24 protein-coding genes are annotated in these 24,446 nt (G+C 37.8%); 16 read left to right on the top strand and 8 right to left on the bottom strand.

Going from position 1 to position 24,446, the window contains the following annotated elements:
• Positions 1-9: 9 nt before the first annotated feature.
• The 16 genes from DHU68_RS03120 to cdaA all read left to right on the top strand — a co-directional run bounded on the left by DHU68_RS03120 (position 10) and on the right by cdaA (position 13,369).
• On the top strand, positions 10-1,785 hold the full coding sequence (locus tag DHU68_RS03120) for a peptide MFS transporter (RefSeq protein WP_108821484.1): 1,776 nt from the start codon (positions 10-12) through the stop codon (positions 1,783-1,785).
• 17 nt (positions 1,786-1,802) lie between these two features.
• Positions 1,803-2,300, top strand: a complete 498-nt coding sequence (locus tag DHU68_RS03115; RefSeq protein ID WP_108821483.1) for a DNA-deoxyinosine glycosylase — start codon at positions 1,803-1,805, stop codon at positions 2,298-2,300.
• Between the two features lie 89 nt (positions 2,301-2,389).
• The gene (gene rpoN / locus DHU68_RS03110; protein ID WP_108821482.1) at positions 2,390-3,850 is read left to right on the top strand and encodes an RNA polymerase factor sigma-54; all 1,461 of its coding nucleotides are present in this window, start codon (positions 2,390-2,392) and stop codon (positions 3,848-3,850) included.
• Positions 3,850-4,572: a hypothetical protein gene (locus DHU68_RS03105; RefSeq protein ID WP_108821481.1), complete on the top strand. Its 723-nt coding sequence runs from the start codon at positions 3,850-3,852 to the stop codon at positions 4,570-4,572. Before rpoN ends, DHU68_RS03105 begins: the two co-directional genes overlap by 1 nt.
• 25 nt (positions 4,573-4,597) lie before the next feature.
• Positions 4,598-4,978 carry a glycine cleavage system protein GcvH gene (gene gcvH / locus DHU68_RS03100; protein WP_108821480.1) on the top strand — a complete coding sequence of 127 codons (381 nt, stop codon included), beginning with the start codon at positions 4,598-4,600 and terminating at the stop codon, positions 4,976-4,978.
• A gap of 9 nt (positions 4,979-4,987) precedes the next feature.
• Positions 4,988-5,494, top strand: a complete 507-nt coding sequence (purE, locus tag DHU68_RS03095; protein WP_108821479.1) for a 5-(carboxyamino)imidazole ribonucleotide mutase — start codon at positions 4,988-4,990, stop codon at positions 5,492-5,494.
• A 114-nt stretch (positions 5,495-5,608) separates the two neighbouring features.
• On the top strand, positions 5,609-6,220 hold the full coding sequence (locus tag DHU68_RS03090) for an SIS domain-containing protein (RefSeq protein ID WP_108821478.1): 612 nt from the start codon (positions 5,609-5,611) through the stop codon (positions 6,218-6,220).
• A gap of 425 nt (positions 6,221-6,645) precedes the next feature.
• Positions 6,646-6,927 (top strand): hypothetical protein, encoded by a 282-nt coding sequence (locus DHU68_RS03085; RefSeq protein WP_108821477.1) that lies wholly within the window; start codon positions 6,646-6,648, stop codon positions 6,925-6,927.
• Between the two features lie 200 nt (positions 6,928-7,127).
• A complete protein-coding gene (locus tag DHU68_RS03080; protein WP_108821476.1) occupies positions 7,128-8,078 on the top strand; it encodes a phosphoribosylaminoimidazolesuccinocarboxamide synthase in 951 nt (316 codons plus the stop codon).
• A 6-nt stretch (positions 8,079-8,084) separates the two neighbouring features.
• Positions 8,085-8,651 carry a zeta toxin family protein gene (locus DHU68_RS03075; protein WP_108821475.1) on the top strand — a complete coding sequence of 189 codons (567 nt, stop codon included), beginning with the start codon at positions 8,085-8,087 and terminating at the stop codon, positions 8,649-8,651.
• The gene (locus DHU68_RS03070) at positions 8,648-8,833 is read left to right on the top strand and encodes a hypothetical protein (protein ID WP_108821474.1); all 186 of its coding nucleotides are present in this window, start codon (positions 8,648-8,650) and stop codon (positions 8,831-8,833) included. The genes DHU68_RS03075 and DHU68_RS03070 overlap by 4 nt, the downstream gene beginning before the upstream one ends.
• Entirely contained in the window at positions 8,830-9,573 is a 744-nt protein-coding gene (gene ubiE / locus DHU68_RS03065; protein WP_108821473.1) for a bifunctional demethylmenaquinone methyltransferase/2-methoxy-6-polyprenyl-1,4-benzoquinol methylase UbiE, read from the top strand. The genes DHU68_RS03070 and ubiE overlap by 4 nt, the downstream gene beginning before the upstream one ends.
• A 197-nt stretch (positions 9,574-9,770) precedes the next feature.
• Positions 9,771-10,574: a M48 family metalloprotease gene (locus DHU68_RS03060; protein WP_108821472.1), complete on the top strand. Its 804-nt coding sequence runs from the start codon at positions 9,771-9,773 to the stop codon at positions 10,572-10,574.
• Between the two features lie 158 nt (positions 10,575-10,732).
• Positions 10,733-11,632, top strand: a complete 900-nt coding sequence (locus DHU68_RS03055; RefSeq protein WP_108821471.1) for a DUF2156 domain-containing protein — start codon at positions 10,733-10,735, stop codon at positions 11,630-11,632.
• A 5-nt stretch (positions 11,633-11,637) separates the two neighbouring features.
• Positions 11,638-12,507: a GNAT family N-acetyltransferase gene (locus DHU68_RS03050; RefSeq protein ID WP_108821470.1), complete on the top strand. Its 870-nt coding sequence runs from the start codon at positions 11,638-11,640 to the stop codon at positions 12,505-12,507.
• Between the two features lie 88 nt (positions 12,508-12,595).
• Positions 12,596-13,369, top strand: a complete 774-nt coding sequence (gene cdaA, locus DHU68_RS03045) for a diadenylate cyclase CdaA (protein WP_108821469.1) — start codon at positions 12,596-12,598, stop codon at positions 13,367-13,369.
• A gap of 45 nt (positions 13,370-13,414) precedes the next feature.
• Here cdaA and DHU68_RS03040 read toward each other — a convergent pair whose 3' ends face one another.
• The 8 genes from DHU68_RS03040 to DHU68_RS03010 form a co-directional block, all read right to left on the bottom strand.
• Complete coding sequence (locus tag DHU68_RS03040) at positions 13,415-14,626, bottom strand: cofactor-independent phosphoglycerate mutase (protein WP_108821468.1); 1,212 nt, start codon at positions 14,624-14,626, stop codon at positions 13,415-13,417.
• A 51-nt stretch (positions 14,627-14,677) separates the two neighbouring features.
• Positions 14,678-17,119 carry a bifunctional aspartate kinase/homoserine dehydrogenase I gene (gene thrA, locus DHU68_RS03035; RefSeq protein WP_108821467.1) on the bottom strand — a complete coding sequence of 814 codons (2,442 nt, stop codon included), beginning with the start codon at positions 17,117-17,119 and terminating at the stop codon, positions 14,678-14,680.
• A gap of 21 nt (positions 17,120-17,140) precedes the next feature.
• The gene (locus DHU68_RS03030) at positions 17,141-18,685 is read right to left on the bottom strand and encodes a S41 family peptidase (RefSeq protein ID WP_108821466.1); all 1,545 of its coding nucleotides are present in this window, start codon (positions 18,683-18,685) and stop codon (positions 17,141-17,143) included.
• A gap of 90 nt (positions 18,686-18,775) precedes the next feature.
• Positions 18,776-19,384: an L-threonylcarbamoyladenylate synthase gene (locus tag DHU68_RS03025; protein ID WP_108821465.1), complete on the bottom strand. Its 609-nt coding sequence runs from the start codon at positions 19,382-19,384 to the stop codon at positions 18,776-18,778.
• A 113-nt stretch (positions 19,385-19,497) separates the two neighbouring features.
• The gene (locus DHU68_RS03020) at positions 19,498-20,316 is read right to left on the bottom strand and encodes an enoyl-ACP reductase (RefSeq protein ID WP_108821650.1); all 819 of its coding nucleotides are present in this window, start codon (positions 20,314-20,316) and stop codon (positions 19,498-19,500) included.
• 141 nt (positions 20,317-20,457) lie between these two features.
• The gene (locus DHU68_RS03015) at positions 20,458-20,850 is read right to left on the bottom strand and encodes a hypothetical protein (RefSeq protein ID WP_108821464.1); all 393 of its coding nucleotides are present in this window, start codon (positions 20,848-20,850) and stop codon (positions 20,458-20,460) included.
• The gene (locus DHU68_RS14145) at positions 20,780-21,004 is read right to left on the bottom strand and encodes a hypothetical protein (protein ID WP_160111064.1); all 225 of its coding nucleotides are present in this window, start codon (positions 21,002-21,004) and stop codon (positions 20,780-20,782) included. Before DHU68_RS14145 ends, DHU68_RS03015 begins: the two co-directional genes overlap by 71 nt.
• A gap of 87 nt (positions 21,005-21,091) precedes the next feature.
• Positions 21,092-24,319: a S41 family peptidase gene (locus DHU68_RS03010; RefSeq protein ID WP_108821463.1), complete on the bottom strand. Its 3,228-nt coding sequence runs from the start codon at positions 24,317-24,319 to the stop codon at positions 21,092-21,094.
• Between the last annotated feature and the right edge of the window lie 127 nt (positions 24,320-24,446).

Below are 24,446 nucleotides of genomic sequence, written 5' to 3'. Positions count from 1 at the left end.
AGACAGATAATGACAGAAGGAGTTGACACAGTAAAAAAAGGACATCCAAAAGGAATATATCTACTTTTCGTCACCGAAATGTGGGAGCGATTCAGTTACTATGGCATGAGGGCACTATTCGTGCTTTATATGACAAAAGCACTGTTTTTCGACAAAGCATACAGTTCGCAGATATATGGTAGCTACACCGGGCTGGTTTACCTTACTCCACTTATCGGAGGATATGTTGCCGATCGCTATTGGGGAAACCGCCGCTCCATCATGGCGGGCGCTCTACTGATGGCTATAGGTCAATTTTTCATGTTCCTTTCGGGAACATTCTTCGAGGATGTACAACTGGCAACAACCCTCATGTTTACGGGTCTAGGCTTTTTAATATTCGGGAACGGTTTCTTCAAACCTAACATTTCTACCATGGTAGGTCAATTGTACTTGCCAGACGATAAACGAAAAGATTCGGCTTATACCATCTTCTATATGGGCGTAAACACAGGTTCCTTCATTGCTCCTTTGATCTGTGGTTTTGTTGGCGATACGGGACATCCTGCCGATTTCAGATGGGGTTTCCTAGCTGCTTGCATCGGAATGATACTCGGTCTGATCGTATTCTCAGTATTTAAAGACAAATATTTGCAAACTCCTAGCGGAGAGGCTATCGGTGTTATCCCTAGCAGTAAAGACGAAAAACGCAATCGGGTAGAAGCAGAACAATTAGACGATAGCAACAATGAACAACAAACGCAATCGAAAACAAAAATTGGCTTCATTTGGGGAGTAGTTCTTGCATCATTGTTTGCGCTACTACATTTTGTAGCTGATATGGACATTATCAGTTCTATTGTTTTCTCGTTAGCTGTTGCAGCTCCGGGTTATGTTATTTCCGACCCATCTTTGACCAAGATTGAACGGTCACGCATCTGGGTAATATATATTATTGCATTTTTTGTTATTTTCTTCTGGTCAGCCTTCGAACAAGCAGGAGCATCTTTGACATACTTTGCCGAAGAACAGACCAATAGAGATATTAACTTTTTCAATTTCTTCCATTGGACAATCCCTACTTCTTATTTCCAATCGGTAAATGCCGTGTTCATTATCCTTTTTGCTCCTCTATTTGTAGCTATGTGGACAAGACTAAGCAAGAAAGGGAAAGAACCTGCTTCACCATACAAACAATCGATAGGTTTATTTTTACTGGCAATGGGCTATCTAGTTATCGCTTTCGGAGTTAAAGGTTTAGAGCCGGGGGTAAAAGTGAGTATGCTATGGCTACTAAGCTTATACATGATACATACTTTCGGAGAATTATGTCTATCACCCATAGGTTTATCGATGGTAAACAAACTAGCTCCGGTACGTTTTGCCTCCCTTCTTATGGCTATCTGGTATCTGAGTACCGCCGCTGCCAATATTTTTGCAGGAACATTGAGCAGTTATTATCCACAGCCAATAGTAGAACTGGCTTCTGTACTATCAGCCGAGAAAGAATACTCACTAACCCTACTTCCTGAAGATTTTAACGAATCGGTAACCGAAAAAGAAGGGACAAAAGTAATTCCTTTCGATAGAATCATATTTTCTAAAATAGAAGACAAATCGGTAAAGACTCAGCTTCAAAACAGTCTGGAAAAACAGCAGCTCGAAAACCCGAAATCGTTTATGGGATACACTATCTCGTCGCTCTACGATTTCTTCATGCTATTCGTCTTCATGGCAGGAATTGCTTCTATCATTTTATTCTTCCTTTCTAAGAGATTGCTAAAAATGATGCACGGTGTAAGGTAAAATAAAAAATACAGAGGATGAAAAAACAAGGTTTTGCTCCTATCGTAAACGAGAATTCAACAGTTCTTATACTTGGCACTATCCCTAGTCTTGAATCACTACGCAAGCAGGAACGATACGGACATAAATATAACCAGTTTTGGAAGATTCTTTTCACATTATTTGGCAAGCCACTCCCTGACAATTACAGTGAAAAGAACGCTCTTTTAATCGAGAACAATATTGCCATATGGGATGTTCTTGACTCCTGTGAAGGAGAAGGGAGTTTAGACTCTAACATAAGAAACGAGAAACCGAACGACTTTGAAACATTCTTCAAAGAATATCCTCGGATAAAACATATATTCTTTACTGGTCAAAAGGCAGCACAGTTATACAAAAAACATATTGGGTTCAATAGCGATAAGACATATACAACATTACCTTCGCCAAGCCCGGCAAATGCCAGAATGACTTTAGAGAAGAAAACGGAAGAATGGAAAGTTATTTTACAAGCAGTTAAAAATCAACAATGAGTCCCCTTGCCTTTTAAATATAGTTTTACTTAATTTGATCTTGAAAAGTATTATTATCTTTGTCTTAACCGAAAATATCGATACACTATATGGCTCTAAAACAACAGTTACAACTCAAACAGCAACAGAAATTATCACCGTTGCAAATGCAGGTTATAAAACTAACCGAGTTGCCTGTCATTGAATTAGAAGAACGTATAAAACAAGAACTGGAAGATAATCCCGCTTTAGAAGAAGGTTTAGAACCCCTAGAGGGCTCTTCTGAATACGATGACGACTTTTCTCCCGAAGAGGATACTAATATAAGTCAGGAAGATATTGCTCTGGGCGATTACATGAATGATGAAGATATACCCGATTATCAGATTCGCAGCGGAAATAAACAAGCATCCGGAGTACAAGAAGAAATACCTTTTTCTGTAGCATCTTCTTTACACGAATTTTTACTAGAGCAACTCGGTGTTTGTTCTTTGAACGAAAAAGACAAAAAAATAGGAGAATATATCATCGGGAATATTGATGAGAGTGGCTACCTAGACCGATCTCTGCCTGCAATATCGGACGATCTTATTTTCCAACAAAATATAGACGTATCTGTTCCCAAACTGGAAGAGGTACTCCTTGTTATCCAAGATTTCGAACCAGCCGGAATAGGCGCTCGTAATCTGCAAGAATGCCTGCTGCTTCAACTTAAGAGAAAAAATATTTCGACTACTGTAAGTAATGCAATAGAGATTATTTCAAATTATTTTGACGAATTTTCCAAAAGACATTACGACAAAATAATGAAGCAAGTGGGTTTAGACGAAGCTCAGCTCAAAGACGTAATACAGGAAATTACGACACTGAATCCAAAACCGGGAAACAGCTGGGGCGACTCGCTGTCAACCACCCTCAATACGATTATTCCCGACTTCATTGTAGAATCATATAATGGAGAATTATTTTTAAGCCTCAACAATAGAAATGTTCCTGACCTTAGAGTTAGTCGCGAATACGCAGATCTACTGAAAGGATATGCCGGAAATAAGAGCAGTATGTCTTCGGACAGTAAGAATGCGGCAATATTCGTCAAACAGAAACTAGATTCTGCACGCTGGTTCATTGATGCAATCAAGCAACGTCAAGACACCCTTCAGCGAACAATGCAGGCAATATTGGATATGCAATATGACTTTTTCCTTACCGGAGATGAAGCACAATTGCGCCCCATGATATTGAAAGATGTTGCCGAACGTACCGGATATGATATTTCCACAATATCGAGAGTTAGCAACAGTAAATACGTACAAACCAATTTTGGCATATATCCATTAAAATATTTCTTCTCAGAATCGATGCAAACAGATAGTGGTGAAGAAATCTCATCCCGAGAGGTAAAAGCCATTCTCAAAGAATGTATCGACAACGAGGACAAAAGAAAACCTTTGACTGATGACAAGCTTTCCGATATACTAAAGGAAAAAGGATATATTATTGCTCGCAGGACGGTAGCCAAATACAGAGAACAACTGAATATCCCCGTTGCCCGTCTAAGAAAAGAAATATAATGGAAGAATTACAAGATATAAACCCCTATAAAGAAGTCGAAATCTCTGCTCAACAAGAAGGAAATCCGGCTGTAACAGAAGAGCCTATTCTGGCTAAAATAATTTCAGTCCTACTTCACCCTTTTCTTATGGGCGTATATGGAGTCTCACTCCTGTTCATTTATACAGATTTCAACATCTTGTTTGCCGGACAATTCTTTCGCTTCCTATCGCCGGTTTTCTTCCTTACCTGCTTTATCCCGATGAGTAGTATATACCTGCTAAAGCGAGCCGGATTGATAAAAGATTTTAGTCTATCAGAGAGGCAAGATCGCTTCACGCCCTATCTGGTCGCATTCTTTTCCTACTGTTTGCTTATATACTATTTCTATACAGCAAAGCTGTTTATTTGGTTTCTTGCCATATTAGTTGCCCCTGTTTTATTGATCGCTATTGGCGGAATTATCAACTCTTTCTGGAAGATTAGCGCTCATATGATGGGAATTGGCGGGCTAATTGGTGCCACTTTATCAGTTTGCTACAATATTAAAGGGGCTAACCCATATGTTTTGTTCATCATTTTGTTTATCTTAGCAGGGTGTTTAGGAGTAGCCCGCTTGATACTTAAGCGAAACACTCCGGCTCAGGTATATATAGGATTCCTAGTAGGAGCAATAGTCTCATACATATGCGTTTGGGGTGGAACTTACTGGGGGATATATTTAATCATGAGAAACCTATAACTAAAACCAATTATAATTAAAGATTATGAACTTTCCTGAAAACCTAAAGTATTCAAAAGATCACGAATGGATCAAAGTAGATGGTGATACTGCTCTTGTTGGTATTACTGAGTTTGCACAAAGCGAGTTGGGCGAGATCGTTTATGTAGATGTAACTACAGAAGGCGAAACGATCAACCAAGACGAAGTTTTTGGTAGTATCGAAGCTGTAAAAACAGTATCGGATCTAATGATGCCTGCTTCGGGTGAAGTATTAGAAGTAAATGCTGAATTAGAAGACAAACCGGAGCTAATCAACGAAGACCCATACGGAAAAGGATGGATTATCAAAGTTGCATTAAGCGATGCTTCTGAACTAGACTCTCTACTTTCTGCTGAAGAATATAGAAAACTAATAGGAAAATAACAGATAAGAATGAAACCGATTGTAAGTATCATAATGGGAAGTACCTCTGACCTTCCTGTAATGGAAAAAGCAGCTAAATTCTTCGATGAGATGGAGATCCCTTTCGAGATAAATGCTTTATCCGCACACCGCACACCCGAAAGAGTAGAAGTCTTTGCTAAAGGTGCGCACGACAGAGGAATAAAAGTGATCATAGCTGCTGCCGGAATGGCTGCACACCTACCAGGTGTAATTGCATCTATGACTACAATTCCGGTAATAGGAGTTCCTATAGATGCTTCTCTCGACGGAATGGATGCTCTTTTGGCCATCGTACAAATGCCTCCGGGAATACCTGTGGCAACGGTTGGCATCAACGGATCACTCAACGCCGCTATTCTTGCACTGCAAATGATTGCTACCGGAGACGAAGATCTTCAGCAAAAGCTTAGTGCATACAAAGAATCGCTAAAAAGCAAAATTGAGAAAGCCAACGAAGATTTAGCCAAAGTGCAATACAAGTACAAAACAAACTAAAGCTGGCTTTAGTAAGCAATAGCGGACTTGGATAGCAATCTATTCCAAGTCCGTTTTTTTATTATATAAAACAAAAAATAGTATCTTTGCCCCATCAAAAAAGAAGAAACATCTATGAATTCCGAAGAAATACGTTCGATATTAGCTCACGAAGCCGAAGCAATAATGAATATCCCTATCACCGATGCTTACAGCAAAGCTATAGACCTGATAGTAGAGCAAGTACACGCAAAAAGGGGAAAGCTTGTGACTAGTGGCATGGGGAAGGCAGGGCAAGTAGCTCAAAATATGGCTACCACGTTCAGTTCGAGCGGAACTCCGGCTATTTTCCTGCACCCAAGTGAAGCTCAACACGGCGATTTAGGAATTTTACAAGAAAATGATGTTATCCTTGCAATTTCCAACTCAGGTAAAACAAGAGAGATAATAGAACTCAACACCCTTGCTAAAAACCTGATCCCTAATATCCAGTTTATTGTTATCACCAGCGATCCGGAAAGCTTGTTGGCTCACAATGCTGACATATGTATTCTTACCGGAAATCCGGCTGAGGTTTGTGCACTGGGCTTAACACCAACTACTTCTACGACTGTGATGACTGTTATCGGAGATATTTTAGTAGTAGGAACAATGAAAAAAATAAATTTCTCGGCTGCAGATTACACCAAGCGTCACCATGGTGGCTATCTGGGTGATAAATCGAGAGAAATGAGTAATGGAAAGTAAGAATGGGCTATACACATTACCCTGTGGCGCATTATTCATCGTATTTATTTTCATTTCCCTGTAAAAAGGTCTTATTATTTTGGAATAATCTTTTTTTGTAGTAATTATGTATAAATCTTTCTCAATATATTAAAGCAAAAGATTTCCAATACACAAATTATGCATTTAAAGACTTTATCCGCAATATGTACTATCATTCTCCTCATTGCTTCTTGTAGTAATTCTGCAAAAACGAATTTATCAGAACATCAAACAGAAGCTGAAAGCAACAACGAGCAAAATTCGACACCTCTTTTCAATAAGACCTGCTGTGCAGAAGATATATTCAAGCTAAATTTAACCCAAATTCAGATAGATTCGATTTTTACTCAATAGAGAAAGAGTTTGTCAATGATTCTATTTTTGGAGGTGTAACTCAAACGCTCTTGAATGATTTTTTCAGCAACATTGATAAAAACACTTTTGTCCATAATTTAGAGTATTCTAAGGAGTACGAATTCGATAGATATCCAACCAACTACAAAAGCGATATTAATTGCATAGATGAAATATCGTTACAATTCTTTGAAGATCAATGCGAATATCGTTTAAATATCACAAACAGCTTTTATGTAATAGATTTTGGATGCTCCGAACATACTACCATTTACACTTTCAAGATTACTGATAACCAGATAGAACTAATTGACCGTATCATGGCAGGATAAACCCCTAAAAAAGCTTAGTTCTGTATCACTAGATAGAATTTACTTAATATAAATCCTATCTCCTATTCTGTTTTTATTAATATCTCAACAAGAATGCAATAAGACTACTAATCACCAGCATTTTCCTATCGTTTTTTGAACAACTTTCCGTAACTTTGAGGCAACTTAGTTGTTATATAGAAAACAAAAACAAATTAAAGATGAAGGATACTTTAGTAAGAACAGATTTCAATTTCAAAGGTCAAACAAATGTTTACCACGGCAAAGTAAGAGACGTTTATTCTATAGGACAAGACCTACTAGTGATGATAGCAACAGATCGAATTTCGGCATTCGATGTTGTTCTACCACAGGGAATACCTTACAAAGGACAAGTATTGAATCAAATAGCAGCTAAGTTCTTAGATGCAACATCCGACATCATCCCTAACTGGAAACTAGCAACTCCAGACCCTATGGTTACAGTAGGTGTACGTTGCGAAACATACAGAGTAGAGATGGTTATTCGTGGCTACCTTACAGGAAGCGCATGGAGAGAATACAAAGCCGGAGCAAGAACTCTTTGCGGAGTACCTCTTCCTGAGGGCATGAAGGAAAATGAGAAATTCCCAACTCCTATCATTACGCCTACAACAAAAGAAGATGAAGGTCACGATGAAAATATTTCTAAAGAAGAAATAATTGCTCAAGGATTGGTTAGCAAAGAAGAATACGAGCAATTGGAACAATATACTTATGCACTATTCCAACGCGGGACAGAAATGGCTGCTCAAAAAGGATTGATTCTGGTAGACACAAAATACGAGTTTGGAAAAAATAATGGCAAAATCTACTTGATAGACGAAATCCATACACCAGACTCATCCCGTTATTTCTATGCTGACACTTACCAAGAGCTGTTCGAAAAAGGAGAAGAACAAAGACAACTATCAAAAGAATTTGTTCGCAAATGGCTTATGGAAAATGGATTTCAAGGAAAAGAAGGACAACAGGTTCCTGAAATGACTGAGGAATATTGCAATAGTGTATCAGATCGCTATATTGAACTATATGAGAAGATCGTTGGTGAGAAGTTTGTAAAAGCAGACATCAGTAATGTTCCACAACGCATCGAAAACAATATTAACGAATACTTAAATAAGATAGGGTAACATTAAATGCCAAATCTATACATAATATCAGGCTGTAATGGTGCGGGGAAAACGACCGCATCATACGCCATGTTTCCTAAACTATTAGACTGTAAGGAATTTATCAATGCAGACGAGATAGCGAAGGGGCTCTCTCCTTTTCAGCCCGAATCGGTTTCTATCGAGGCAGGACGTCTTATGATCATGCGCATGAACGAAATGCTCAGGATGAAAGAAGACTTTGCCATAGAAACAACATTGGCTACAAAGTCCTATGCAAACTTTATCAGACGTGCGCAAGAAGAGGGATACTTTGTTACACTGATCTACTTTTGGCTGGAATCTCCTGAATTAGCCATCAAACGTGTTGAACAAAGGGTTCGTTTTGGAGGACATCACGTAAAAGACGAAGTGGTAGTAAGACGTTACTTTGCTGGAATGAGAAACTTATTTTCGCTGTTCATCCCCATCTCCGATTATTGGATAATGGTCGACAATTCAACCGATCCTTTTCGCGTGATAGCAGAAGGGAACAGAACAAAAATTATCGATATTCAGGACGAAGACATATTCTTCTACATTAAAAATGTATGACCCAGCAAGAATTATCTATAAGAGAGAAACTTTTGATGGGAATACAAATTTCCTATAACAATTTATTAGAGAGAAAACAAGCTGAAAATGGAGAACTGTATTTTTCCAAAAATGGAAAAGTGATAGCAGTACAAGCTCGTCAGCTGAAACCAATAGATATAAATAACTTCCATATAAAATGACTTACGACGCTGAAAAGATAGTCCCTTATTCCGATTCTGAAAAGAAAGGTGTTCAGGTAGAACGTATGTTCGATTCTATTGCAGAACATTACGATACATTAAACCATACCTTATCGATGGGAATTGACAAAGGATGGAGAAAGAAGGGCTTGTCGATACTAAAAAAACAAAACCCAAAAACGATTCTTGATATTGCAACAGGGACAGGAGATCTTGCTATCCAAGCTTATGACATACTCAAGCCTGAATCTGTTTTAGGCATCGATATTTCGGAGGGAATGATGGAAGTGGGAAGAAAAAAGGTAGCAAAGGTCGGTCTTACATCTATTATTTCGTTCGAAAAGCAAGATTGCATGGCTCTTGATTTGGCAGACAACTCATTCGATGCTGCAATGGTGGCTTTTGGTGTTCGCAATTTTGAGAATCTAGATAAAGGATTGCAAGAAATCTTACGAATACTTAAACCCGGAGGAGAGTTAATGATTTTAGAATTAAGTACGCCCAATCATTTCCCCATGAAACAAGGCTATTGGTTATACTCTAAACTCTTTATTCCTACAATTGGACGCCTTATATCCAAAGACAAAACTGCTTATACATACTTACCTAAATCTATTGAGGCTTTTATCCAAGGAAAGGATATGGTAAATACTCTCCTAAAGAATGGCTTTAAATCAGCATATTACAAAAGTTATACTTTCGGCATATGCAGTATGTATTTAGCGAAGAAACAAGGATAAACTAGCTCTGACACAGAGCAATTGCACAATAAACTCTTTTCTTAGAGGATAAAAACATATTTGTTTTATCCCTATTTCACATTCTTTTATAGAATATTATGTATATTTGCGCCTAAATGAAATCAAAAGGAAGAAAAAACTTTCAAATACACATTATTTAAATACAAATTTATTTCATAACTACAAAAATTATAATCATGACTAAAAAATTATTCTTTGCTACGGCATTGGTAGCAATCATGTGCGCATTTTCACTTCCTGCAAACGCACAATTCGGAAAAGCATTAAAAAAAGTAGGTAAATCTGTCGCAAAATCGGTTGGTGATGCTGCTGGAGATATGGCTGCAGATGTTGCTGCTAACAAAGTATCTGTAAAGATCGTTGAGTTTATGGATAAAAACAACACTATCGCTGGCGAAGATTCTGAATATTACACAAGATTAGCCGGACTAGTAGGAACAGATTATATTTCTGTTGATGGACTAAACCTGAACTACAAAGTGTATGAAAATCCAGAAGCTAACATTATTGCAACTGCTGACGGAAGTATCCGTATTTACTCAGGAATGATGGATCTACTTAGCGACGAAGAGCTAGTTGCTGTTATTGCTACTCAAATAGGACATATTGCAAATAAAGATGTTCGCGATGCTTTGATGAAAGTAGCTTCTGAAGACAATGCTACAAAAGCAGGCGGAGCTCAACTTGAGAAATTATTATCTTTCTCTGGAGATAAAATAGGCTCTGTTATTAACGAACTATTGCAAGTACCATACACAGATGATCAAAATAAGAAAGCAGACCTTTATGCTTACGAACTATTAAAACAAAATGGAGCGGATTCAGAAGGATTAGTATCTGCTTTAAGAAAGTTTGCTGAATTAGAATCTACAGATGCTGAGGCTGCTGAAGCCGACGGAGAAGTTAGTGCAGCTGCAAAATTCATCGGAGTTAATTCAAACAACTCTATGCGTGCATCTCTTATCTCTTCTAAATATTAAATTTAGATTAACTTATTATAGGAACGAGCAGCGGAATAAGTTTCGCTGCTCGTTTTCATTTCGGGGCTGATAAACAATTATTAACCCTTTTCTGAATACGCATTTAAACATAATCACAGCAACTTTGTTTATCTTTGACATACTTCAAACCATCTTTTATGATAAACTTTAAGCAAATAACATTATCTGACAAAAAAGAGATTGATGCTGCTTTAGCAGGTAATACATACCGAGCCTGCGATTTTTCGTTTGCAAACCTTTACACATGGAATGCCCGTTTCAAAACCATGTATGCAATAGAACATAGAACCATCTTTCTACGCTTTCAGGATATAGACGGACAGCTTTATTACATGATGCCTATTGGAAAAATGCCTTTAAAAAACGCTTTTGACCTTATCATGCAAGATGCCGTCGAGAATAAAACTCCTTTTCAGATGAAGTGTATCACCACAAGCATGTGGGAGTATATACAAGCTGAAATGCCGGGAAAATTCCGTTATCTGCCAGATAAGAACAATTACGAATATATATACACTTCCGAAAAGCTAATAAAACTATCGGGTAAAAAACTCCAAAGCAAACGTAATCATATCAACCGCTTCAAAGCAGACAATCCCGATTGGGTATACTTTCCTCTTACATCACGCGCAGATCTGGATGAATGTTCCAGAATGCTTGACGAATGGGAAGAAGTAAGCATATCAAAAGTTGACTTCTCGAAAAGGTATGACTATATAGCTACGAAAATGATGTTGGAGCAGTTTGAAGAACTCCAGTTGCAAGGAGGAGCCATAAGAGTAAATGGACAAATTGTAGCATTTACAATAGGCGAACCTCTTACCGAAGATACATTCGTTGTACACGTTGAGAAAGCCTTTGGCGAAATAAATGGAGCTTATACAATAATCAATCAGCAGTTTATTGAACATACTGCCTCTGAATTTACCTATATCAATCGAGAAGAAGATATGGGTATTGAAAACCTGAGAAAAGCGAAAATGTCTTACTATCCTGATATTTTATTAGAGGAAGGTATTTTAATCCCAATGAAATAATAAATATGATCCAATTTGCCAACGAAAACACAGCTTCATTAGTCCGCCAGATGTGGAAAATCTCATTTGGTGATACTGATGAGTATCTAGATATTCTTTTCTCCTATAAATATGAAAATGAGAATACTTTAATTTATTTTGAAGGAGACAAGGCTGTCGCTTCGTTGCAAATGCTGCCCTATACTGTCAATTTTTATAGAACGCAAATTCCATTTGCATATTTAGCCGGCTTATGTACATTGCCTGAGTATAGAAACAGAGGCTATATGACTCAGCTCATCCATGAAGCACATAAGGTATTGGAAGAAAGGAATATTCCTCTTGCAATTCTCATTCCGGCAGAAGACTCTCTATATGATTATTATAGAAGGTTCAATTATGAGCAGGTCTTCGAAAAAGACGATTACATCATTCCCTTGAAAGAGATTGTAGATACCTACGAAAATGAGGACGATGCTTATGTTGCTTTTGACTCATTATTTCGTTATAAAGATTTTTGTGTTCAAAAAAGCAAGACCGATTTCAGAGCAATCATCGAAGATTATAAATTAGACAACTTCCCTGATAAGACAAATCTGTCGGGCATGGCTCGTATCACCGATCCGTGGTTATTACTAAATATCTATGCCAAAGACAATCTGCAAAAAGAGTTCAGAATTAAGGTAATAGATAAAGAAAACAATAAGGCAGAAACCTACGACATTTGTAGAGGAAATGTTGAACTAATACTAACTTCGGATAAAGAAGCTGATATTGAAGTGGACTCTCTTTTATTATGTCGCCTCCTTTTTGGATTCAAGATAGACGAACTAGATCCATCTTTTTCTTATTTCTTCGATAAGCATCACCCTATAATGAACCTAATGCTAGAGTAAAGTTCTCGTAAATACAAGAACTATATTCTTTGAGTAACTCTAAAAATAAATTATCTTTGGCTATTAATTTTCTGATTTAGCTTCTAGTATGGAAAATTTCACAATAAAAGATATCATTGACATCCTGCTCGTTGCGGCAGTGATGTATAAGATCTATCGAATGGTGTCTAAATCAGGAACTGCTGTTATTTTCAACGGGGTCTTAGCTTTCATTATTTTATGGGTTCTTATTTCGCAGGTACTTCAAATGCGTTTGATGGGAGCTATATTAGACAAATTTGCCAGCTTTGGCATCTTCGTTCTTATCATTATCTTTCAGGATGACATAAAACGTTTTTTGATTTCATTAGGGTCAAACCAGACTTTTCGTTTCTTTGCCCGGCTTTTCAAATCAAAAGACACTCGAGATTTAACCGATGCAGATGTTACCTCTGTTGTTTTAGCATGTATGAATATGGCTAAAACCCACACAGGTGCACTTATCGTTATCGAACAAGAAATGAAGCTCGGGCAGTTTATGGATACCGGAGATATTATCGATGCTGATATCAGCACTCGATTAATAGAAAATATATTCTTCAAGAATTCCCCTCTACACGATGGGGCGATGATCATCGGAAATAAGAAAATAAAAGCAGCCGGATGTATTCTTCCCATATCTCAGAACCAAGACCTTCCCAAATTTTTTGGTTTGAGACACAGAGCAGCATTAGGAGTCTCTCAAGAAACAGATGCAAAAGTGATTGTAGTATCCGAAGAAAGAGGTAAAATATCTTTTGTTAGCGATGGAAATATTGAAGCAAACATTACTCCCGAAAGATTGCAAGAGCTACTGACAAAGTCAATGAATAATAAAAAATAAAACCTCAGCTAAAATGCTAAGGTTTTTTCTTTATATGAAAGGGGATCATTCCCCACTAAATAAGACTTCCATAAACTCTTTTCCTTTCAACAGTCCATACGCCCCCTTTGGAGACTCAAATTCATCATATACCTTTACAGTATCAGCCTCTCCATTCGAACGATAAATCAAGAAAGGGATAGGTTTATTTGTATGAGTTCGTATAGCACAAGGTGTTGGATGATCGGGCAGAATTGCAATCGTTACTGGTTCTTCCCAATCTTTTGTTGCTTCGTAAATGTATCTTACTACACGATTATCCAAATATTCTATTGTTTTTGTTTTCAATTCGTAGTCGCCTTCATGCCCAGCCTCGTCACTAGCTTCAATATGCAAGTAGACAAAATCATCATTCCTTAGAGCTTCTATAGCAGCCTCGGCTTTTCCTTCATAGTTGGTATCGTAAAGACCTGTTGCTCCCTCTACATGGATAAGTTTAAGCCCTGCATAAACACCTATCCCCATAATCAAGTCAACTGCTGAAATTACCGATCCACTTTTTATTCCAAATAGCGTTTGCAGAGTATCCATCTGAGGACGATAGCCCGGAGACCAAGGCCAAATACTATTAGCAGGATCTTTCCCCTCTGTTATGCGCTTCTTGTTTACGGGATGATCTTTTAATAATTCCTGAGACTTTAAGATCAGTGCATTTAAATAGTTAGCAGTTTCCTCTGCCTCACCAAGCTCAGCCTTAATCATCACGTCCTTAAAAGGAGTCCCCACAACATCATGCGGAGCTGTGCAGTCGAGGCGTTTATCGCCATTTTTTAATTTTAACAAATGTCGATAGGATACACCGGGATAGAAACTTACTTTTCCATCATTCAATTCCTTATCCAAGAAAAGAATCAGTTCAGCCGCCTCTTCATTAGAAATATGCCCAGCCGAGTGATTTTTTATTTTACCATCTTCGATACAGATAAGGTTACACCTCATCGCCATTTCGTCAGGTAAAATATCAACTCCCATACTAGCCGCTTCTAAAGCTCCCCTGCCCTCAAATACTTTTGGCACATCATAGCCCAAAACCGATAAGTTAGCGATTTCGCTTCCGGGCTTGAAACCAACAGGGATCGTATCTAATTCTCCGCTTTTACCTTTAGCAGCCAACATATCTATATAAGGCTTCTTTGCTGCCTGCAAAGGTGTTTTATTCCCTAATGCAGCAATAGGTTCGTCTGCAGCCCCATCGGCAAGAATTACTATTGTTTTCATTTTGTTTTGTTTTTATCTCTGCTTAGTATAATCCTCTCCTATAATAAAGGATTATCTAACGTTTGCAATACTTATAATATCAGAGAATACTCCTGCAGCCGTTACACTAGCTCCTGCACCATATCCTTTTATAATCATCGGATATTCATTGTATCTCTCTGTTGTTATTTGTATTATATTATTGCTCCCTTCCAAGTCATAAAACGGATGGCTTTGACCAACTTCCTGAAGTCCGACTTCACATTGCCCGTTTTCGTATTTAGCCACAAAACGCAGATGCTTATGCTCTTGTTCTAATTTTGTACGTTGAGCCTCAAATCCTGCATCAAGCTTATCTATATTTGCCCAAAACTCTTCGATTGTTCCATCAAAATATTTCTGAGGAACAAATAGGTTTTTCTTCACATCAGACTGCTCTACTTCATAACCAGCTTCACGCGTAAGAATAACAAGTTTACGCACTACATCCATCCCACTCAGGTCGATACGAGGATCGGGTTCCGCAAAGCCATTTTCTTTAGCTAAATGAATCGCTTTACTGAAAGGTATTTCTGCGTTGATTGTATTGAATATAAAGTTCAGAGTTCCTGACAATACAGCCTCTATCTTCACAATCTTATCTCCCGAGTTAACCAGAGAATTCATCGTATTGATAACCGGCAATCCTGCCCCAACATTTGTTTCGAACAAGAATTTTATATTACGTTCTCGAGCTGTATTCTTCAATTTTATATACTTATCATAGCTGGAAGATGCCGCAATCTTATTTGCCGTAACGACAGATATATTCTTAGATAAAATATCTTCATAGATAGTTGCAATAGACTCACTTGCAGTACAGTCTACAAATACAGCGTTAAAGATATTCATATTAATTATAGCTTCTTTCAGTATTTCAGGAGAGCTATCAATTCCGTTTTCTTCCAATTCATCTCTATAGTTATCCAGATTGATCCCTTCCCTTGTCAATAAGGCTTTGCATCCTCTGGCAATACCTACTACATTTAACTTCAGAGCATATTGTTCCATCAACTTCGGTTGTTGTTGCCTGATTTGCTCTATTAGGTTACTACCCACTGTCCCTATACCAACAATGAAAAGATTCAATACCTTATAATCGGACAAGAAGAATGAGTCGTGTATAGAGTTTAGTGCCTTACGTAAGTATTTATTCTTAATTACAAATGAGATATTTACCTCCGAAGCACCTTGAGCACAAGCGATCACACTAATACCACTCTTACCCAATGTCTCAAATAGTTTTCCGGCAATACCCGGAGTATATTTCATGTTTTCGCCAACGATAGCGACTGTAGCCAAGTCTGTTTCTAAAAGAACACGATTGATACTTCCCAGTGCAATTTCTTTTTCAAACTCTTCCTCAAGTACCTGTACTGCCAAATCCGCATCTACGGTACGAATACCAATAGAAGTACTATTTTCGGATGAAGCCTGAGATACTAAGAATACACTAATGCCATTCTTTGCCAGTGTTTTAAAAATACGGAAATTGACACCAATGACGCCAACCATTCCAAGTCCTTGCACTGTTATCAAACACGAATCGGAAATAGACGATATACCCTTGATTAGAGCTTTACTCTTTTTAGGGTTTCCGTTATGCGAAATAAAAGTACCCGGAGCATCGGGTTTGAATGTGTTCTTTATCCGAATTGGAATATTCTTGTGATAGACAGGAAATATTGTTGGTGGATAAATTACTTTAGCACCGAAGTTACAAAGCTCTGTTGCCTCCGTAAAACTCATATTCTCTATCACGTGAGCATTATTGATCACCTTAGGATCTGCTGACATAAAACCATCCACGTCAGACCATATTTCGAGGATATTGGCATCCAATGCCGAAGCAAAAATAGCCGCTGTATAGTCTGATCCTCCACGACCAAGATTAGTTATCTCGCCTGTTGTCTTACATGTAGAAATAAACCCTGCAACCAACACTTTTCGCGATGAATTGGCAAAGGCTTCTGCAATAAGTTTATGGGATAGATCCATGTCCGGAGTGTGTTTTCCGAAAGCAGAATCAGTCTTTATCAGTTGGGTAGCATTCAATACTTCGAAATCAGATAATGCATAACTAATAATCAGTAATGACAAGCGCTCTCCATAGCTAACTATTTTATCAGACGTTTTAGGAGAAAGATCATTGATTAGGAAAACACCCTTAAAGATGTTTCTTAACTCGTCTAACAATCGGTTTACCTCCTTACTCAGCTCTTCGCGTTTAGGCTCAGGAATATCAAGCTTAGCAACAACCGTTTCGTGCTGCTCCACAATCTCATTAAATTCCCGTTCGTAAGAGTAATCACCTGATGCTGCCATCTGAGAGGTCAGTAGAAGCTTGTCGGTTATCCCTTTAAAGGCTGAAACTACAACAACAGTAGGTTCCTCAACGGAACCTATTATTTTATTTACATTGGCTATGTTAGTAGCGGAACCGACTGAAGTTCCGCCAAATTTCATTACTTTCATTCGTGTTATTATCCTTTCTTTTTATTTCTGTCTCAATCTGTCAAACTTATCACTATCTATTATAGTCTTAAAGCGACTTTCGTCCCATTTAATATCAGGTACTTGTTTAGTTACAGATTGAGTTGTTTTAATACGAGTTCGTTTCTCAGGGAATGCTCCTGTTGAAATATGACTAATGGCCGCAGCCAACAATGGTTCAGATTTATCACCCAATGGTTTGAAGCCCCCTTTCCAAGGAGAGGCTAATGGCACACTTACCCTTTCTCCTGTTGTAGTATTCGTCCCTGTGACCATCTCAAAAGACTCTTCCCATTCAGAGATTTCATATTGAGGCTCTAGACCATGGATATAGTTCCCTTCTCCTTTAGAGTTTGTCAATCGGGAAACTAATGGCTGAAGCTGCCATAAGATACGTTTATCATCCGACTTCACAGTTATCGAAGCTTTATCTTTTCCGACTGTAGTCAACCCAATATGATACAGATCTTTTATATAAGGTCTTAGCCCATGAATGACAGCCTCACTCGCCGAAGCACTATTTTCTGTAGCTATTACATATAAACGCTGCAAATCCAAACTTGGGATATCAATATTTGTTTCATAAAGTTTATTTATGAAATACTCGTTAAACCCATCTTGTCCATATTTATTTACAAGAGAATCTTGAAAATAAGGATTGTACTCTTCTTTTAGAAACACCTTTCTCGTCGTTCTCTGAGGAACCAAAGCACTTGCTAAAGCGATTGCAGATGATAAATATCCTCCTGGATTATACCTCAGATCAAGGATAAATTCACTAGCTCCTTTATTCTTCAAATCTTGAATACTTTGAAGTAATTCTATATCATATTTGAATTGCTCTTTAAGAGTTGTTGCATCCTCAATTCCTCTCTCAAAGGCATTGTAAACCAAATATCCGATGTTTACTCCATTTTCGGTAAGTAGTTTACTTAATATCACTGGTGAATTATCCGATGCGTTAGCAGCTATCTCTTTCAGTTTTCTTCGTTCTCCTGATTCATTGTCATAGATAGAGAAAATCAAAGGATTCTCGTCCAATATATTTAAATAGTTTTTACCTGTAATTGCAATTTCATTTACTCGATAAATTATCTGCCCTCTCTTTAAGCCTTTTGCTTCTGCATCCGAGCCTTCCTTTACCGATGTCACAAAAAGACCTACAGATGAATATTCTACATCCATAGTGGCGAAATACATACCCGGAATATATGTAAAACCTAGATATCCAGAAGCTTCACTCTTCGTATTCTTTGATTTATCTTCCTCTATCCAAGAAAACTGATCTCCTTCAACTTTACCATAGTCAAACAATATACTTTTGAAAAAGTCCTCTGGGTTATCAGTATAATCTGGTGAAGGATTTAGCTTATCATTCCATAGATAAACTCTTTTCATCTGATCGTATATCCATTCATTCGTTATCTGGGTATCAGTCTTATCCTCCGGTATTATTACTTCAACATCTTCTTTATCTTCACATGCTGTAAATATAAATGAGACTGAAAACACAAGTATCAATAGATAAAGTAAAGATTTTATATTCATTATGTTTATTTATTAGAGTGCATATTATATCAAAAGATTGGCTATTGATATCTTATTAAGCGGTATACAAATATATATATTAATTGGTTTTTATAAAACCAGTTCTCCTTTTCCTTGTCTTACTATTTCTGGTTCATCTCCGGTACAATCCACAACGGTCGAACCCTCTACACCGCCATAACCACCATCTATTACAACGTCTACGACATCTCTGTATTTTTCATAGATCAATTCCGGGTCGGTAGTATATTCTATTACCTCATCATCATCTTTCACCGAGGTAGTTAATATAGGATTACCCAAACGATGAACAAGTTCTCTGATTATATTATTGTCAGGAACACGAATACCTACAGTCTTCTTGTTCTTATATATTTTTGGCAGAGACGATGTTGTATTCAGAATAAAAGTAAATGGTCCCGGCAAGTTCTTCTTCATCAGCTTAAACGTCGCATTGTCTACTCTCGCATATTCGCTGATATTACTCAGATCGTAACATATAATGGACAGATTGCTTTTGGCCGGATTAATATCCTTCATCCGGCATATTGATTCTACTGCACGTACGTTTAAGGCATCACAACCTATAGCATATACCGTATCGGTTGGATATATGATAAGTCCCCCATCCTGCAAAATATTTACAAGCTTGTCGATTTCCTTGGGATTCGGATTTTCTTCGTATAGTTTTATAAGCATACTTTCTGTTTTAGCTTATTCTTTTAGAAAATCAAAATTAATGATTTAAATGAAAGAACGGCTCATAAATAATTAATTATGAGCCGCTCCTTTAAATTATTGTAAGATTTATCTTATTTCTTCTGAATATAATCTTCAACAACGGCTTGAGTCAGTCCCATATTGGAGAAACCTCCATCGTGGAATAGGTTTTGCATCGTTACCATACGCGTAAGGTCTGAGAACATTACGATACAGTAGTCTGCACAAGATTCAGCACTTGCGTTTCCTAGAGGAGACATTTTTTCTGCAAAATCGAAGAATGCATCCATTCCCCCAATACCTTGTCCCGCTGTAGTCAATGTAGGAGATTGAGAAATTGTATTTACACGCACTTTCTTGTCACGTCCGTAAACGTATCCAAAGCTACGACCAATAGACTCAAGCAATGCTTTAGCATCTGCCATATCGTTGTAACCTGTAAATGTACGTTGTGCTGCAATATGAGTCAGAGCAAGAATAGAACCACCTTCAGCAATAGCATCAAGTTTCTTTGCAACTTGCATCATCTTATGAAAAGATAGAGCAGAAACGTCTAATGTTTTGTCATAAAATCCGTAATCAAGGCCATCATATGGTTTTCCTTTGCGCACGTTTGGAGACATACCAATAGAGTGAAGAACGAAATCAATTTTACCACCCAAGATTTCCATCGATTGAGTAAATACTTGCTCAAGATCTTCTACACTTGTTGCATCTGCAGCAATAACCTTAGTGTTTAGTTTTTCGCTCAAAGCATTTGTTTCTCCCATTCTTACAGCCATAGGAGTATTTGACAGTGTAATTATAGCTCCTTGTTCTACTGCTTTTTCTGCTACTTTCCAGGCAATTGATTTATCGTTCAAAGCACCGAATACAATACCTCTTTTACCTTTTAATAAATTGTTACTCATATTTTCATTATTTAAATGATTATTAGCACTATAAAGGAACAAGCACATTTTGTAAAGCTTGTCTACCGCACAAAATTAGCAAAAATGTGCAATAATAGATATAAAAACGAGAAAAAAGCGCATATAATCGCCAAAAAGAGGCTATAAACTTGCGACTGCACCTTCTGCTTGCACCGGCATTTCGGCTTCCATTACGCTAAAGGTATCCTCTATTGTTTTATACTTATCGTGCTTTAGATCATAATCTTTCTCGCTTTGCTTAATCACAAGTACACTTTTTCCTCCGGCATTGAAAGCATAAGTTTCCCCATAGAATTTACTCAGGCGTTTAGACAATTGGTATTTGTGTCCTACACACTCATACCGACCAAACTTCCCATACGCTCTATCTTCTTTAGCTAGTTCAAAGTCTTCTAAATTATTAAAATAACTATCCAGTAAAACTTCTGGAGCGACCTCTTCGCTATAGAAAGAAACAAGAAAAATGGTTTCCTTGTCGAATCGTTCCTGACACTGAATAGAAATGAGTTTCATCTAACTGTTCTGTTTCAGCCTTCCAATAGGATGCATAACTGAAAGATATTCCTTCGTAATTTAGAATTTTATCCGGCTGTTTCTTACATGAAACTGACAGACAGATTAGCAAAATGCTTCCTGCAATAAGTGTTAGGTTGTGTAGTTTCTTCATAATCAAGTTGTGTTTAAACAAAAGGAGAGTCACTCTATTTAAGAACTAAGCAACCCTCCTTTCTATATTTGAGTTAATTCGTCTATTCTATTTATTCCATACTCGAGGAGCAGGAACTGGTTTAAGAGGCTCTCGATTTTTTAGATCTTTCATCACTTCTTCTATAGCGCGATCTAGCTGTTGATCCTCCCCATTCCATTCTTTTATCGGGTCATTATCGACTACAATGTCCGGATCTACTCCATGATTTTCAACTATCCATTGTCCCGTTTTAGCATCATAGCTAGTAAAGAAAGGCACACGAATATCAGTTCCGTCGATAAATGGCATCGACCCCGAAATACCAACAATACCTCCCCAAGTCCGTGTCCCGATCAACTTTCCTAAGCCTAATGCACGGAATCCCCAAGGGAATAAATCTCCGTCCGAAGCAGAATATTTATTTATCAGACATACTTTCGGACCAACTTGCACTGCATCCGGGACTGTTCCTATACGGTTAGATCCACGTCTCATTGTCAGGCGATAAGGTTCGCGAGCAAGGCGTTCCAAAATCATAGGAGAAACATTTCCGCCTCCATTTGCGCGATCGTCTACAATAAGACCTTCTTTATCTAACTGAGGATAGAAAAGACGAGCAAATTCATTCAACCCATCAGGTCCCATATCAGGTATATAAATATAACCGATCTTGCCATTAGAAGCCTCGTCCACTTTCTTGATATTATTCTGAACCCATTCGTTATGATAAAGTGAATATTCTTCAACTATAGGACTAATCACAATCTTGCGCGCTCCCGAAAGATCAGCCTTACTGTTTAGCATAATCTCGGTAGGGACTTCAGCCTTTCCTACTAAAAGAGAATACATATCTTTTACACTATTGGTAGGCACACCGTCGATAGCAACAATGAATTCTCCAACTTTTGCTTCAATACCAGGCTCTGTTAGTGGCGAACGTAGTTTTTTATTCCATGAAGCGCCTTGAAGAATTTTCTCTATACGGAAGAATCCACTTTTATCGCGAGAAATCTCTGCCCCTAATAAACCTGTATTAATGCGCTTCGCTCGATCTACTTCTCCCGGATTAACATAGGCATGACCACAATTCAATTCGCCAATCATCTCTCCTATTATGTAATTAAGGTCCAAACGGTTTTTCACATAAGGAAGAAAAGCTTCATATTTTGTTTTGACTGCATTCCAATCTACTCCATGCATATTTTCTACATAGAAACCATCGCGATAGACACGCCATGCTTCATTAAATATCTGCGCCCATTCTTGAGGATAATCAGTCGTTATCTTCATATTAGAAAGGTTTACTTCCTTGCTAAGATCTGCTTTTCCTGTAGGGATATTCGTTACAAATAACTGTCTGCCTTTAGAGAATAATGCTTTCTTGTAATGGAATCCCACAAACATAGAAGCCCCTTCGGCAACAGTCTCTTCTTTTTGAGCTTTTAAGTCGTACACAAAAGTAGAGCCTGATCTATTGTAATAGACTTTTGAACCATCAGAATAAAAGTTCCAATAATAAGAAGCAGGAAGAGGAAGTTTAACAATACGATCTGCTATACCGTCGAAATCTATTTTAACCGTGTTGCCTTCTTCTTTTTTCTTCTCACCTTCCTTTTTAGGCTCTTCTTTTTTGTCCGCATCCTCTACTTTTACCTCAGCATCCTCTTCCAAAAACGGAGATGGAGTGTCTTTAGACAACAAGGCCAGGTAAACGCCGTTTGATGCCTGATAGATATGATTCCATTCTTTCGATCCGTACATTGGATTAAAGTCACGTGCAGAAGTAAAGATCAAATATTTCCCATCCTTGCTGAAAGCCGGACTATATGATTCGTACCATTTGTCTGTTACAGCATATTCTTTCTTTGCTGCAATATCAAATACATATACTACATTAAATTCATTCGACTCCATACGGCTATAAGTCAACCATTTGCTATCGGGAGAAAAAGTTACTCCACGTGGTTCTCCTGCCGGATCTTGCAGCAAAGTTGTTTTAGACTTAGAGGCAACATCAAGCAAATTTATCCTATTCTCTCTATCGGTATAAACTATTGATTTAGAATTGGGGCTCCATTCGAAAGAACGGATATAAGTATCGTTATTCTTTGTTAATTGAATAGGCTCTCCTCCTGTTGCATCTTGCATATAAAGCTCGGTCTCTCCTGTTACATCAGAAATATAAGCAATATATTTTCCATTAGGAGACCACGATGCTTCACGATCATGCGCTCCTGGCGAACGGGTTATATTTTTAGTCACACCTTTATCTGCTGGTATATTAAAAACTTCCCCGCGTGTTGTTATAGCTAGGCGTTCTCCATCAGGAGATAAGCTAGCGGCAGAAACATATTTATTCCCATCTTTAATCTCGCTACGTGCATAAATATTGTCCGAAGATAGACTAATGGATACCTTTACAGCTTGCTTGGTTGCTGCATCTAATTTATAGATATATCCTCCTTTTTCGAAAACAATCGTATTGCCATTATGACTAGGAAACTTCACATCATAATCGGTAAAATTCGTTACTTTACTTGTCTGTTTTGTCTTGGTATCGTAAACAAAGATATTCATTGTACGATCGCGGTCTGAGATAAAATAAATTTCATCACCAATCCACATTGGCATAATGTCCTGAGCATCGTTATACGTAATATTTTCTACCTTCTGCGCACTTGAGTCGTATATCCAAACGTCATCAGCCATTCCTCCTTTATAGTATTTCCATGTACGGAACTCACGCATCACCCTATTATATGCAAGCTTTTTCCCATCTGGCGAATAACTACAAAATCCACCTTCAGGCAATGGAATAACTTTAGACAAACCTCCCTCATTATTAACCAAATACAGTTTTCCTGTAAAGCCATCACCTATACGGTTACGGTATACAATATCATTACCATCGGGAGTCCACCCCATAACAATATTGTTTGGTCCCATACGATCGCCAATATCATCACGGCTGTTGGTTGGAGTATAGGTTATACGAAGAGGTTCTCCTCCGCTGGAGGGGATAGTATAAACCTCCGTATTTCCATCATATTGTCCGGTGAAAGCTATAGTTTTACCATCTGGTGAAAATTTAGGGAACATCTCATATCCTACATGCGAAGTCAATCGCTTAGCCTCACCCCCATTAATAGAGATTTTGTATAAGTCGCCAGCATAAGCAAAAACAATCTCCTGCCCATTGACAGAAGGGAAACGCAATAGCCGAGCTTCCTGCTGTGCTTTTATTCCTGAAAAAGCTCCTGCCAAAGCAAGAAAAAACAGAACCACTTTTTTCATACTTAATCTTATTTTATTGTTTTTTGAGTTAAATATAGAAAATAAAGATAAGTCATTATCCTCAATGATAAATAAGAAGAGACTTAAATAAGAAATTTTATTTTGGTACAATAGAGATGTCGGCTTT

Source organism: Dysgonomonas sp. Marseille-P4361, assembly GCF_900343125.1.
Lineage (GTDB): Bacteria > Bacteroidota > Bacteroidia > Bacteroidales > Dysgonomonadaceae > Dysgonomonas.
The sequence above is the reverse complement of the archived record's forward strand: the minus strand, read 5'-3'. Positions and strand labels throughout refer to the sequence as shown.

What these genes read in the sequence shown, in the direction of transcription:
- DHU68_RS03120 (WP_108821484.1), top strand. Translation starts at nt 10, where the DNA reads ATGACAGAAGGAGTTGACACAGTAAAAAAAGGACATCCAAAAGGAATA.
- DHU68_RS03115 (WP_108821483.1), top strand. Translation starts at nt 1,803, where the DNA reads ATGAAAAAACAAGGTTTTGCTCCTATCGTAAACGAGAATTCAACAGTT.
- rpoN (WP_108821482.1), top strand. Translation starts at nt 2,390, where the DNA reads ATGGCTCTAAAACAACAGTTACAACTCAAACAGCAACAGAAATTATCA.
- DHU68_RS03105 (WP_108821481.1), top strand. Translation starts at nt 3,850, where the DNA reads ATGGAAGAATTACAAGATATAAACCCCTATAAAGAAGTCGAAATCTCT.
- gcvH (WP_108821480.1), top strand. Translation starts at nt 4,598, where the DNA reads ATGAACTTTCCTGAAAACCTAAAGTATTCAAAAGATCACGAATGGATC.
- purE (WP_108821479.1), top strand. Translation starts at nt 4,988, where the DNA reads ATGAAACCGATTGTAAGTATCATAATGGGAAGTACCTCTGACCTTCCT.
- DHU68_RS03090 (WP_108821478.1), top strand. Translation starts at nt 5,609, where the DNA reads ATGAATTCCGAAGAAATACGTTCGATATTAGCTCACGAAGCCGAAGCA.
- DHU68_RS03080 (WP_108821476.1), top strand. Translation starts at nt 7,128, where the DNA reads ATGAAGGATACTTTAGTAAGAACAGATTTCAATTTCAAAGGTCAAACA.
- DHU68_RS03075 (WP_108821475.1), top strand. Translation starts at nt 8,085, where the DNA reads ATGCCAAATCTATACATAATATCAGGCTGTAATGGTGCGGGGAAAACG.
- DHU68_RS03070 (WP_108821474.1), top strand. Translation starts at nt 8,648, where the DNA reads ATGACCCAGCAAGAATTATCTATAAGAGAGAAACTTTTGATGGGAATA.
- ubiE (WP_108821473.1), top strand. Translation starts at nt 8,830, where the DNA reads ATGACTTACGACGCTGAAAAGATAGTCCCTTATTCCGATTCTGAAAAG.
- DHU68_RS03060 (WP_108821472.1), top strand. Translation starts at nt 9,771, where the DNA reads ATGACTAAAAAATTATTCTTTGCTACGGCATTGGTAGCAATCATGTGC.
- DHU68_RS03055 (WP_108821471.1), top strand. Translation starts at nt 10,733, where the DNA reads ATGATAAACTTTAAGCAAATAACATTATCTGACAAAAAAGAGATTGAT.
- DHU68_RS03050 (WP_108821470.1), top strand. Translation starts at nt 11,638, where the DNA reads ATGATCCAATTTGCCAACGAAAACACAGCTTCATTAGTCCGCCAGATG.
- cdaA (WP_108821469.1), top strand. Translation starts at nt 12,596, where the DNA reads ATGGAAAATTTCACAATAAAAGATATCATTGACATCCTGCTCGTTGCG.
- DHU68_RS03040 (WP_108821468.1), bottom strand. Translation starts at nt 14,626, where the DNA reads ATGAAAACAATAGTAATTCTTGCCGATGGGGCTGCAGACGAACCTATT.
- thrA (WP_108821467.1), bottom strand. Translation starts at nt 17,119, where the DNA reads ATGAAAGTAATGAAATTTGGCGGAACTTCAGTCGGTTCCGCTACTAAC.
- DHU68_RS03030 (WP_108821466.1), bottom strand. Translation starts at nt 18,685, where the DNA reads ATGAATATAAAATCTTTACTTTATCTATTGATACTTGTGTTTTCAGTC.
- DHU68_RS03025 (WP_108821465.1), bottom strand. Translation starts at nt 19,384, where the DNA reads ATGCTTATAAAACTATACGAAGAAAATCCGAATCCCAAGGAAATCGAC.
- DHU68_RS03020 (WP_108821650.1), bottom strand. Translation starts at nt 20,316, where the DNA reads ATGAGTAACAATTTATTAAAAGGTAAAAGAGGTATTGTATTCGGTGCT.
- DHU68_RS03015 (WP_108821464.1), bottom strand. Translation starts at nt 20,850, where the DNA reads ATGAAACTCATTTCTATTCAGTGTCAGGAACGATTCGACAAGGAAACC.
- DHU68_RS14145 (WP_160111064.1), bottom strand. Translation starts at nt 21,004, where the DNA reads ATGAAGAAACTACACAACCTAACACTTATTGCAGGAAGCATTTTGCTA.
- DHU68_RS03010 (WP_108821463.1), bottom strand. Translation starts at nt 24,319, where the DNA reads ATGAAAAAAGTGGTTCTGTTTTTTCTTGCTTTGGCAGGAGCTTTTTCA.